Here is a 14,299-nt window from a genome sequence, read left to right as displayed (position 1 = left end):
TTTTGGTTTTAATATCAATTATTACAGATCGTATCTTTATTTTTGCACTCGTAAATCATAAGGATTTGAGTTGTGTAAGTTAGGTTTTCTTAATAGTATTTTAAAATTCATGACCTTAGATAATTGGCCGAAGCACGTTCAAAAATATCTTTTTCTTCTAAAAGATGGATTTTTTCAATTGCCCTATTTATTTAATTCTCCTAAAATTATGCTGGATAGTTTATTAAAACTGCCCGGCATGAATCATACGCATTTAAAAAAGTTTTTTTCTTTAGAAACACCACTTTGTAAGGTAAAAATGTACTATCGTGAAATTGAAGACGGTTTTTGGCTTCTTGCTACGTTTATGAATGTTAAAGAAAATATTGTCACAAAATCGTATTTTGATAAACAGGAATCAAGTGAATATTATTTGCTTACTTTTTCTGTTTTCGAATATAAATTTCAATTGAAAGATACTGAAGAAGTTACGCTGTTAAGCACATGTTGGACTTTTAGTAAACCAGATACTGAAATTTCGAGCTATTTTTATAAAGGCACAACAGGCAGATTTTTTAGTTTTGCGATTACAAAAGATTGGGCTCATAAAAATTTAATGTCTAAAAAAGTCAAAGAAAAAAAGGCATTAAAGAACTTTTTAAACGGAAATAAAGGATCTTATACTTGGTTAGATATTGTTCCAAAAGCTCATGAAATGGGAGCGAAATTATCTGAATTAATAGATAAGGGAGATGCTGATGGAACCGAAAATCTGAACATAAAGAAAAGATCGATGAAATTGATGACGGCATTTTTCAATAATGCTTTTAATGACAGCCGTATAACCGACAATATTTCGTTAGGTAACCTTGAATACCATCAGGTTGCAAAAGCCGAAAAAATAATTCTGCACAACTTACACCTTCCGTTTGTTGGTATCGAAAGTATAGCAAAAGAAGTAAATACCTCAAGTACGAAGTTAAAATCTAATTTTAAAATTGTCTTTGGTTTTTCGATGCTGCAATATCATAAAGAGAAAAATATGTTGTTGGCGATGCAGCTGATAGAAAAAACAGATATTCATATTCAAAATATCGCGCTTTTAACTGGTTATGATTCAGCAGGCCGATTTGCTGCAAGTTTTAAGAAAAGATTCGGGAAGTTACCCTCAGAAGTACGTTTTAGCGAAGTTCAAGAATAGTTTTTTTCCAAAAAAAGATTTAAAAGAGTTTATTTTGTAAGTTTTATCATTCTAAGAACTTTTTTTTAAATGTTTGATTTTAAATATTTTGACAAAAGTAAATCTGATTAAAAAATAGTTTTTTTCTGTCAAATAAAACACTTGAACTAACCCATTAAAAAATGTCCGAATTGACTATTCACAGCTTTTTTTTTCAGTTACATTTGGCGGCGAAATATAAGAAGGGATTACTAATAATGCTTTTAATTGCTGACTTTTAAGCATTCTCTTCTGTATGTTTTTTAATGTTTATTTGATTTTTTTTTCAATTAAAAAATACCACCCCAATACGTAGATTTTATGTTTTCTATCTGTACGATACATAATTTTTTGAAGAGAATAGTTTTATTATTATTTCTTTATTCTTCCTATGTATGTGCACAAGAAGTGAGTCCTGCGGTTCAGCAGCTTCGTACTAATTTAAACAGGCTGAACAACGAAAAGCAACTTGATAGTATTGGTTTTTTGATTCAAAATCATTTAGAAAAAAATAAGTTAAGCGGTTTTGAACTTCAGCTTTTACTTTTTTTTCAAGGAAATTACTACAGTCAAATTGCAAGAACTTCTGATGCAATAAATGTTCTGGAAAAAGCAGTTGCTTCAAGGGTAGAAGGAAAGAATGCCGAAAGCATATACCACAAAAGTTTATTCCTTTTGTCTGATTTACACTTTACTCAAAAAGAGTATAAAAAGGCATTTTATTATGCAGATTTATGTAAAGACAAGTTTGCTTTGCCCAATAGAGCTCACGAATATATTGTTTTGCATTTAATTTGTGGATACTATCATTATGTAAATTATGATTATAAAAAGAGTACAGAAGAATTTTTACTGGCAGAAGCAGCAGCAAAGAAATATGATCGTTGTAAGCTTTCAGAAGTTTATGTAAAGACAGCTCGCATTTACAGTAGAAGAAATCAATTGGATAGAGCAAAGAGAACCATAACCGAAAGTGTTAGAATCGCAGACAGTTGTGATGCTTTGGAAAATAAAATTAACGCTATTAGAACGCTGCGAGAAATTCTGGTAGAACATGGTGAATATGAAGCTGCGCATAAAACATTTGAGAAACTGGATAGATTAGTTGGAATTGAAGATATACAAACTAGAAATATTCGGATAGATTCCTTTCAGACAGCAAATAAAATTAAACTTAAAGACCAACAAAACAAGAATTTAAAAAGAATAAATAATTCGAAAGAAATAAAACTGCAAAAACAAAAAGCAGCACTCGTTGCTTCGTTAATCGGAATTAGTTTATTAGTCATTTTGCTATACTGCATTTTTGTATTGACTAGAAAACAAAAGTTAAATAATGAAAAACTGAAATTGCAGAAAGCAGAGATTGAAGATAAAAATAAGGAGTTAAAGCGTCTTAATTTACTTCATCAAAAGATTTTTACGGTTATTTCTCATGACTTTAAAGAACCTATTACGACACTAAAAGTGCTGTTGGATAATGAGGAAGTCCTCAGCAGTGAAAATAAAACGGTGTCTTTATACATTAAGTCAATAAATCAGCAATTAGAACAGGCGGACGGAATGCTTACTAGCTTGCTCGATTGGGCAAAAGCAGAGTTGATAACGACTGTTTCAAATAATAGCGAAATTAAATTAGTTGAACTTATCAGCAGAGCAAAGAAAGAATTGTCACATCAATTAAAAGCAAAGAACATTCAAGTCGAAAATCGAGTTTTAAGAGAAACGACTATTGTTTTTAATCCTACAGTTTTAAGTATTGTACTTAGAAATATAATCAATAACGCTATTAAATTTAGTTATGAAAACAGCGTGATTATTATTGAATATGAGAATAACGAGATTATAATAAAAGATTTTGGAAAAGGTGTTGAGCCTAAAAAAATTGATAAATTGTTCAAAAAAAGTATAAATCCGGGACTTGGCACTAATCTCGAATCTGGGTTTGGAATTGGCTTGTATTTATGTCAAGAATTAATGCTGAAAAATAAAGGCAGTCTTGATGTTTTTAATAATGAATCCGCAGGCTGCACCTTCAAAATTATCTTGCCGAAATAGGGAAAACCGCTATTTATTTAATAAAAAATTTGCCCCTATTTTGTATCATGATACACATTGCTTTTTTTGAAGACCAGCCTATCGTATGTACAGGTCTTAACAGTTTCTTTTCGCAGCAAAAAGATTTAGAAGTCCTTTTTTATGCTACCAATAAATTAGACTTATATGCCAAAATTGAAGAACATTCGCAATTAGATTTGATTATAGTCGACTTAGTTGCAAATGATGTTCAAGGATTAGAAATTTATAAATACCTCAATAAAAATCATCCAGATTTAAGCGTAATCGCTTTTACATCACTTTCGAGTCCAATTTTAGTCGAAAACCTTTTGGCTATGGGCGTGAAAGGATATGTAAACAAAAATCAAGATATTGAAGAACTTCTTGAAGCAATAAAATTAGTATGGGAAGGCGGAATTTATCTGCCGGAAGATTACTCGTTTTTAGCAAAACAAAACCGAATTGGAACTGCAATTACTCTAACTCCAAAAGAGCTTTTAATTATGCAGTTAATAATTAGAGAATTTACTACAGCAGATATTGCTAAACAACTGCAGCTGGCCGTTAATACGGTAGAAAATCACAGAAAAAACATTTTTAACAAACTCGATGTCAGCAATGTTGCAGGGATGGTGCGTGAAGCATCAAAACTGGGGCATATTAATTAATAAAACTGAAATCGTTTACAGGTTTTAACCCCGATTATATATAACAAATTCAGGAATAATAGATTATTTCTGAGGACTATTTTGTGGAATTTTAATTATTTACTATATGGTGAACTTTACTTTTTTTAAAATTTTATTTAGGAATAAAGAAAGGAATTTGGATCGACTTCTGATTCTTCCTTTTTTTATGCTCCTATCATTGACTATTGGAGTCAGCGGGTATTCACAAACTCAGACCACCCATAGTGCAGGCCCTAATGATGCTGTTATATTGAGCACATTAGACGGAAGCGGTGTTGTTTTAAGTAATCCCATATTAGTAAAAGGGGATAGAACTAAACAAATTGCTCTTTTCTCAGGAGGAATTCCTGCTGGACTAGCAATTAGTAATGGTATTTTATTTTCTACAGGTCTCGCAAGTGATGATTTAGCGGCTAAAAACGCAAAACTAAGTGTGAGTAATGAGCCAACAAGAAGGACACCAATAGATCCAGATTTGGCAACGCTAAACGCTGATGCAAATAATGATGCTGTTGTATATACCTTCAAGGTTACATTAGATGCTAAGATGACGGCTATTCGTATCTTTTTTCAGTTTGGATCAGAGGAATATCCAGATTTTGTAGGAAGTAAGTACAACGATGTATTTGGTTTTTTTATTTCTGGACCAGGAATAACAGGGACAAAAAATATTGCAAAATTACCATCGAGCGATAGAGAAATTTCTGTAAATTCAGTTAACGGAGGGGTTCTTGGAGTTTCAAAAGATGCAACAGGAACACCTACAACAGATTTAGGTCAGACTGCTTATTATATAAATAATGGTCACACTAATACTGGAGCTAAAAATACTGGTACTGCTGTAAAACCGGTATTTGTTGAATATAATGGATTGACAAAAATGCTTTCTTATGATTTAACTGGACTTACTCCAGGAGCTACTTATGATTTTAAAATTGCAATTGCAGATGTTGGTGATGGACAATATGATTCGGGAGTATTTGTAGATGTAATTACAGCAAGCTATGGTGCAGATTTATCGGTAAAGAAAGAAGTAGTTGGAACTCCTAAAAAAGTAGGAGACGAAGCCGTTTTTACTATTACAGCAAGCAATGCTGGTCCATATGGAGCAACCGGAGTAAAAGTAAATGATTTATTACCTTCAGGATATACTTTTACATCTGCAAGTCCATCAGTAGGAACTTATAATACTGGGACTGGTGTTTGGAATATTGGAACACTTGGTAATAGAGCAAGCGCCACTTTAACAGTGAGAGGAACTTTAAAAGCGACTGGAGATCACAATAATATTGCCTCAATTACTGGAATAGAAGAAGATCCAGATCTTACAAATAATGAAAGTTCGCAATATCCAGTAAAAAGACCAACAGCGTTAAACGATACAAAAACGACTAACGAGGACACACCTGTGACTATCAATGTTACTGCAAACGACACGGATCCTGACGGAACTATAGACGTTGCAACCGTAGATTTAGATCCAGCAACAGCAGGAATCCAAACTACATTCAGCGTAACAGGGCAGGGAACTTACAGTGTAGATGCTTTAGGAGTTGTAACTTTTACTCCAGCAGCGAATTATAACGGAGTTGCAACAGCAATTAATTATACTGTAAACGACAAAGATGGTTTTATTTCTAATAGTGCTACAATAACTGTAACAGTTACAGCCGTAAACGACAAACCAGTTGCTGTAAACGACAACGCTGAAACAGACGAAGACACTGTTGTAACCATTGATGTTACTGCAAACGACACCGATGTTGATGGAACCATAGATGTTGCAAGCGTAGATTTAGATCCGGCAACAGCAGGAATCCAAACTTCATTCAGTGTAACAGGACAGGGAACTTACAGCGTAGATAATTCAGGAATTGTAACTTTTACTCCTGCAGCAAACTACAACGGAACTACAACTCCAATTAATTATACTGTACATGACAATCAAGGCGCAGTATCAGCATCAGCGACAATAACTGTAAAAGTTAAAGCCGTAAACGATAAACCAGTTGCTGTAAACGACAGCGCTGAAACAGACGAAGACACTGTTGTAACTATTGATGTTACTGCAAATGACACTGATGTTGATGGAACTATAGATGTTACAAGCGTAGATTTAGATCCGGCAACAGCAGGAATCCAAACTTCATTCAGTGTAACAGGACAGGGAACTTACAGCGTAGATAATTCAGGAATTGTAACTTTTACTCCTGCAGCAAACTACAACGGAACTACAACTCCAATTAATTATACTGTAAACGACAATCAAGGTGCAGTATCAGCATCAGCGACTATAACTGTAAAAGTTAAAGCCGTAAATGATAAACCAGTTGCTGTAAACGACAACGCTGAAACCGACGAAGACACTGTTGTAACTATTGATGTTACTGCAAATGACACCGATGTAGATGGAACCATAGATGTTACAAGCGTAGATTTAGATCCGGCAACAACAGGAATCCAAACTTCATTCAGTGTAACAGGACAGGGAACGTACAGCGTAGATAATTCAGGAATTGTAACTTTTACTCCTGCAGCAAACTACAACGGAACTACAACTCCAATCAGTTATACTGTACAAGACAATCAAGGTGCAGTATCAGCATCAGCGACTATAACTGTAAAAGTTAAAGCCGTAAACGACAAACCAGTTGCTGTAAACGACAACGCTGAAACAGACGAAGACACTGTTGTAACCATTGATGTTACTGCAAACGACACCGATGTTGACGGAACCATAGATGTTGCAAGCGTAGATTTAGACCCGGCAACAGCAGGAATCCAAACTTCATTCAGTGTAACAGGACAGGGAACTTACAGTGTAGATGCTTTAGGAATTGTAACTTTTACTCCTGCAGCAAACTACAACGGAACTACAACTCCAATCAGTTATACTGTAAACGACAATCAAGGCGCCGTATCAGCATCAGCGACTATAACTGTAAAAGTTAAAGCCGTAAACGATAAACCAGTTGCTGTAAACGACAACGCTGAAACAGACGAAGACACTGTTGTAACTATTGATGTTACTGCAAACGACACCGATGTAGACGGAACTATAGATGTTGCAAGCGTAGATTTAGATCCTGCAACAGCAGGAACGCAAAAGACATTCAGTGTAACAGGACAGGGAACTTACAGCGTAGATAATTCAGGAATTGTAACTTTTACTCCTGCAGCAAACTACAACGGAACGACAACTCCAATCAGTTATACTGTACATGACAATCAAGGCGCAGTATCAGCATCAGCGACTATAACTGTAAAAGTTAAAGCCATAAACGATAAACCAGTTGCTGTAAACGACAACGCGGAAACCGACGAAGACACTGTTGTAACCATTGATGTTACTGCAAACGACACCGATGTTGATGGAACCATAGATGTTACAAGCGTAGATTTAGATCCGGCAACAGCAGGAATCCAAACTTCATTCAGTGTAACAGGACAGGGAACTTACAGCGTAGATAATTCAGGAATTGTAACTTTTACTCCTGCAGCAAACTACAACGGAACTACAACTCCAATCAGTTATACTGTACAAGACAATCAAGGTGCAGTATCAGCATCAGCGACAATAACTGTAAAAGTTAAAGCCGTAAATGACAAACCAGTTGCTGTAAACGACAGCGCTGAAACAGACGAAGACACTGTTGTAACCATTGATGTTACTGCAAATGACACCGATGTAGACGGAACTATAGATGTTGCAAGCGTAGATTTAGATCCGGCAACAGCAGGAATCCAAACTTCATTCAGTGTAACAGGACAGGGAACGTACAGCGTAGATGCTTTAGGAGTTGTAACTTTTACTCCTGCAGCAAACTACAACGGAACAACCACACCAATCAGTTATACTGTACATGACAATCAAGGCGCAGTATCAGCATCAGCGACAATAACTGTAAAAGTTAAAGCCGTAAATGATAAACCAGTTGCTGTAAACGACAACGCTGAAACAGACGAAGACACTGTTGTAACCATTGATGTTACTGCAAATGACACCGATGTAGACGGAACCATAGATGTTGCAAGCGTAGATTTAGATCCGGCAACAGCAGGAATCCAAACTTCATTCAGTGTAACAGGACAGGGAACTTACAGCGTAGATAATTCAGGAATTGTAACTTTTACTCCTGCAGCAAACTACAACGGAACAACCACTCCAATTAATTATACTGTACAAGACAATCAAGGCGCAGTATCAGCATCAGCGACTATAACTGTAAAAGTTAAAGCCGTAAATGATAAACCAGTTGCTGTAAACGACAACGCTGAAACAGACGAAGATACTGTTGTAACTATTGATGTTACTGCAAATGACACCGATGTAGACGGAACTATAGATGTTGCAAGCGTAGATTTAGATCCGGCAACAGCAGGAATCCAAACTTCATTCAGTGTAACAGGACAGGGAACGTACAGCGTAGATAATTCAGGAATTGTAACTTTTACTCCTGCAGCAAACTACAACGGAACAACCACTCCAATTAATTATACTGTACAAGACAATCAAGGCGCAGTATCAGCATCAGCGACTATAACTGTAAAAGTTAAAGCCGTAAATGATAAACCAGTTGCTGTAAACGACAACGCTGAAACAGACGAAGATACTGTTGTAACTATTGATGTTACTGCAAATGACACCGATGTAGACGGAACTATAGATGTTGCAAGCGTAGATTTAGATCCGGCAACAGCAGGAATCCAAACGACATTCAGCGTAACAGGACAGGGAACTTACAGCGTAGATGCTTTAGGAATTGTAACTTTTACTCCTGCAGCAAACTACAATGGAACTACAACTCCAATCAGTTATACTGTAAACGACAATCAAGGCGCAGTATCAGCATCAGCGACAATAACTGTAAAAGTTAAAGCCGTAAACGACAAACCAGTTGCTGTAAACGACAACGCTGAAACAGACGAAGATACTGTTGTAACCATTGATGTTACTGCAAATGACACCGATGTAGACGGAACTATAGATGTTGCAAGCGTAGATTTAGATCCGGCAACAGCAGGAATCCAAACTTCATTCAGTGTAACAGGACAGGGAACGTACAGCGTAGATAATTCAGGAATTGTAACTTTTACTCCTGCAGCAAACTACAACGGAACAACCACTCCAATTAATTATACTGTACAAGACAATCAAGGCGCAGTATCAGCATCAGCGACTATAACTGTAAAAGTTAAAGCCGTAAATGATAAACCAGTTGCTGTAAACGACAACGCTGAAACAGACGAAGATACTGTTGTAACTATTGATGTTACTGCAAATGACACCGATGTAGACGGAACTATAGATGTTGCAAGCGTAGATTTAGATCCGGCAACAGCAGGAATCCAAACGACATTCAGCGTAACAGGACAGGGAACTTACAGCGTAGATGCTTTAGGAATTGTAACTTTTACTCCTGCAGCAAACTACAATGGAACTACAACTCCAATCAGTTATACTGTAAACGACAATCAAGGCGCAGTATCAGCATCAGCGACAATAACTGTAAAAGTTAAAGCCGTAAACGACAAACCAGTTGCTGTAAACGACAGCGCTGAAACCGACGAAGACACTGTTGTAACGATTGATGTTACTGCAAATGACACCGATGTTGATGGAACCATAGATGTTACAAGCGTAGATTTAGATCCGGCAACAGCAGGAATCCAAACTTCATTCAGTGTAACAGGACAGGGAACTTACAGCGTAGATAATTCAGGAATTGTAACTTTTACTCCTGCAGCAAACTACAACGGAACTACAACTCCAATCAGTTATACTGTACAAGACAACCAAGGTGCAGTATCAGCATCAGCGACAATAACTGTAAAAGTTAAAGCCGTAAATGATAAACCAGTTGCTGTAAACGACAGCGCTGAAACCGACGAAGACACTGTTGTAACGATTGATGTTACTGCAAATGACACTGATGTTGATGGAACCATAGATGTTGCAAGCGTAGATTTAGATCCGGCAACAGCAGGAATCCAAACTTCATTCAGCGTAACAGGACAGGGAACTTACAGCGTAGATAATTTAGGAATTGTAACTTTTACTCCTGCAGCAAACTACAACGGAACTACAACTCCAATTAACTATACTGTAAACGACAATCAAGGCGCCGTATCAGCATCAGCGACTATAACTGTAAAAGTTAAAGCCGTAAACGACAAACCAGTTGCTGTAAACGACAGCGCTGAAACAGACGAAGACACTGTTGTAACCATTGATGTTACTGCAAACGACACTGATGTAGACGGAACTATAGATGTTGCAAGTGTAGATTTAGATCCGGCCACAGCAGGAACGCAAAAGACATTCAGTGTAACAGGACAGGGAACTTACAGCGTAGATAATTCAGGAATTGTAACTTTTACTCCTGCAGCAAACTACAACGGAACTACAACTCCAATCAGTTATACTGTAAACGACAATCAAGGCGCAGTATCAGCATCAGCGACTATAACTGTAAAAGTTAAAGCCGTAAACGATAAACCAGTTGCTGTAAACGACAACGCTGAAACAGACGAAGACACTGTTGTAACCATTGATGTTACTGCAAACGACACCGATGTTGATGGAACCATAGATGTTGCAAGCGTAGATTTAGATCCGGCAACAGCAGGAATCCAAACTTCATTCAGTGTAACAGGACAGGGAACTTACAGCGTAGATAATTCAGGAATTGTAACTTTTACTCCTGCAGCAAACTACAACGGAACTACAACTCCAATCAGTTATACTGTAAACGACAATCAAGGTGCAGTATCAGCATCAGCGACAATAACTGTAAAAGTTAAAGCCGTAAATGATAAACCAGTTGCAGATAATGACACGTACATTGTTGCGGAAGGAGAAACTTTAACAATTGCGTCACCAGGTGTTTTAGTAAATGATACAGATGTAGAAGGAGATACTTTGACTGCCGTTTTAGTTACTGGGCCAACTCATGGAACTTTAACTTTTAATGCTGATGGATCTTTTTCTTATACTCACGACGGAACTGAAACATTAGCAGATAGTTTTACTTATAAAGTAAACGATGGAACAGTTGACGGAAATACTGTCACTGTGAACATAACTGTTAAAGCGGTAAATGATGCTCCAGTGGTAAGAAATGATATAAATTCTATCATTTCTTCGACATCAGAAGCAACGGGAATAAAAGCTTTACAGGCAAATGATATTGATGGAACTATTGCAAGTTATACTATTTTGACATTACCATCTCATGGCGTTTTGGCTGTTGGCGGAGTTCCAGTAACAGTAAATCAAGTATTAACACCTTTGGAGGCAGGAACTCTTACTTATGATCCAAGTGGAACATTTACAGGAATTGATACTTTTACTTTTACAGCAACTGATGACCTTTTTGCAACAGCATTAACAGCAGGAACAATTACAATTCCAGTTGGAAATAATGCACCAATAGTAGAAGATATTATTACCACAGGTATTCCGTCAAGAGCAGGAGTAACAGCTATTAGTGCTTTAAAAGGAACAGATACAGACGGAACTATAGCAGATTATACTGTTTTAAGTTTGCCATCAAATGGAATTTTAGCGTTAGATGGAGTTCCAGTAACAATAAATCAAGTTTTGACACCTTTAGAAGTCGGCAGGTTGACTTATGCGCCAAGTGGAGCATTTTCAGGAAATGACATCTTTACTTTTATCGCAACGGATAATAACGGTGCAATTTCAAGTCTAGGAAAAGTAACAATTAAAGTAGAAAAAACGATTCTAGATGCAAAGAATGATGTAATACCTTCTGTTGTAGGGATTGATAAGACAATAACAGTGGTTAACGTACTGGATAATGATCTTTTAAATAATACACCAGTAGTAATTTCTGATATTAAGTTAGGCGTATTGACATCAGATCCAAAAGGGATGTTAACGCTTAAACCTGACGGCACAGTAGAATTGTCTCCTAATGCACCAGCTGGAGATTATTCGTTGACGTACGAAATTTGTGAGAAAGCCAATGCTTCAAATTGTACTTCAGCTGTAGTTTTAGTTACAGTTGAGGCACCAACAATGACAGTTACAACAAATAGCTATTGTTCAGATAATGCGCCGTATGTTTCGTATACTGTTACAGGAGATAATTTTGTTCCAACAGGATTATTAACGATTAATTGGATAGACAGCGCGAACAAAATTGTAGCAACTCAAACCAATATGCCTTTAAACGGAAGCGTTTTATGGCCGGGTGCAATTGTTGATGCAAATAAAAAAGCAACAGATTGGCCAGGATGGATATTAGTAGGCGGACAATGGATTGAAGGAAATGATGGTTTTGAATTAACAAGACCAGCTGTTAAAATGCAGTTTAGCTTGAATCCTACAAAGACAGTTGTTGTAAACTATCCATCTGCAATATCTGGTTGTAATGCAATGCCTACGTTTGGGATTAATGCATCAAATGATGATGATGCAGCTTTAGCTAATGGACTAAACGGTTCATCAAAAGTAATTAATGTACTTGATAATGATAAGTTAAACGGCGTTCCCGTTAAACCTGCTGATGTTATTATAAAAGGTTTAGATCTTCCAAAAGGAATTACATTAAATGCCGATGGTACAATTGATGTAGCACCAAGTACAAAAGGAGGAAATTATACAGTAACATATCAAATATGTGAAAAAGCAAATCAGTCTAATTGTACTACTGCAACAGCTAAGGTTTTTGTTGAAGTTCCAGAAATTTCGATTATAAAAACAGTTGAGTTAAATGACAGCAATAATAATGGTTATGCCGAAGCTGGTGAAACTTTAACATACAGTTTTGCAATAACAAATACTGGTAACGCTGATCTTGAAAATATCCAAGTTTCAGATCCTTTACCTGGAATTTTAATGAATGGAGGCCCAATTAATTTGGCAGCTGGTCAAAGTGATATGTCTTCAATTAGTGGAACGTATACTTTAACTCAAGCCGATGTGAATTCTGGAAGTATCAGTAATCAGGCAATTGTATCAGGAAGTACAAAGAGCGGAATAACTGTTTCGGACAAATCAGATTCTAGTGATCTTAAAGGTGAGAAACCAACTGTTTTAGGATTAAGCGGCTGTGTTATTAAAGTTTATAATGCCGTTTCTTCAAATGGAGATAATAAAAACGAAAGATTCTATATACAAGGTATAGAATGTTATCCTGAAAATACTGTACAGATTTACAACCGTTGGGGAGTTTTAGTATTCGAAAGAGATCATTATAATAATAACGACATTGCTTTTAGAGGTGTTTCAGAAGGTCGTGTTACTGTTAAAGATTCAGACGGATTGCCAGAAGGAACTTATTATTACATCATTAGATATAAAGATAAGCAGTCTAACGCACAGCAAGAAGCGGGGTATTTATACCTAACCAAATAATATTCTGTACAATTTAAATGGCTTAGTGAACAGCTAAGCCATTATTTAAAATAAAATCAATGAGAAAATTAGTTTTAGTTTTATTGTTTTGTTCCGCTGCCAGTTTTGCACAGCAAGATGCACAGTTTACACAATACATGTATAATACCATTAATATAAATCCCGCATATGCCGGTTCACGTGGTGTTATGAGTGTTTTTGGATTATATCGCACCCAGTGGGTTGGATTAGATGGTGCGCCAGAAACCAGCAGTTTTTCTATAAATACTCCAATAGGCAGTAATGTAGGATTAGGAGTTTCATTAATAAATGATAAAATAGGTCCTACAAATGAAAACAACTTAGCTGCAGACTTTTCCTATTCAATACCAACATCTGCAACAGCAAAACTTTCTTTTGGTATAAAAGGATCAGCAAATTTATTTAAGCTTGATCCCACAAAACTAACGCCGGAAGATCAAGGAGATCCCCAGTTTCAGGATTTTGAAAATAAATTCACGCCCAATATTGGAGCAGGTGTTTACTGGCATACAGATAAAGCTTACGTAGGTTTGTCGATTCCTAACTTTATTCAAACGAATCGTTATGACGACAATGATGTTTCTATTTATAAAGACAGAATTAACTATTATTTAATTGCAGGTTATGTATTCAATTTAGATCGTTATGAGATGATTAAATTCAAACCCGCTGTTATGACTAAAATGGTCGAAGGTTCTCCGCTTCAAGTTGATGCATCGGCAAATTTTATGTTTAATGAGAAGTTTGTTATCGGATTAGCCTATAGATGGAGTGCTTCTGTAAGTGCATTAGCAGGATTTCAAATTACTGACGGCTTGTATTTAGGTTATGCATATGATCGCGAAACAACCAAATTAGTGAACTATAATTCAGGTTCACATGAGATATTTCTTCGTTTCGAATTTATAAACAAATATGGCCGAATTACTTCACCAAGATTCTTCTAAT

Annotated in this window: 5 protein-coding genes; all 5 read left to right on the top strand. The window is 36.2% G+C overall.

The genetic code is table 11. From position 1 onward, the window contains the following. Positions 1–109 precede the first annotated feature (109 nt). The 5 genes from NLG42_RS21245 (at position 110) to NLG42_RS21225 (ending at position 14,298) form a co-directional block, all read left to right on the top strand. Positions 110–1,180 (top strand): helix-turn-helix domain-containing protein, encoded by a 1,071-nt coding sequence (locus NLG42_RS21245; protein ID WP_257682254.1) that lies wholly within the window; start codon positions 110–112, stop codon positions 1,178–1,180. Positions 1,181–1,549: 369 nt separating this feature from the next. Further along, on the top strand, positions 1,550–3,256 hold the full coding sequence (locus tag NLG42_RS21240) for a tetratricopeptide repeat-containing sensor histidine kinase (protein WP_257682253.1): 1,707 nt from the start codon (positions 1,550–1,552) through the stop codon (positions 3,254–3,256). Between the two features lie 47 nt (positions 3,257–3,303). Next, positions 3,304–3,924 (top strand): response regulator, encoded by a 621-nt coding sequence (locus NLG42_RS21235; protein WP_099719041.1) that lies wholly within the window; start codon positions 3,304–3,306, stop codon positions 3,922–3,924. A gap of 187 nt (positions 3,925–4,111) precedes the next feature. Beyond that, entirely contained in the window at positions 4,112–13,330 is a 9,219-nt protein-coding gene (locus tag NLG42_RS21230) for an Ig-like domain-containing protein (RefSeq protein WP_257682252.1), read from the top strand. Positions 13,331–13,389: 59 nt separating this feature from the next. After that, on the top strand, positions 13,390–14,298 hold the full coding sequence (locus NLG42_RS21225; RefSeq protein ID WP_089059210.1) for a PorP/SprF family type IX secretion system membrane protein: 909 nt from the start codon (positions 13,390–13,392) through the stop codon (positions 14,296–14,298). Position 14,299 lies beyond the last annotated feature (1 nt).

The sequence above is a fragment of the Flavobacterium plurextorum genome, from assembly GCF_024638035.1.
GTDB lineage: Bacteria > Bacteroidota > Bacteroidia > Flavobacteriales > Flavobacteriaceae > Flavobacterium > Flavobacterium plurextorum.
This window is presented reverse-complemented; position numbering and strand designations above follow the sequence as displayed.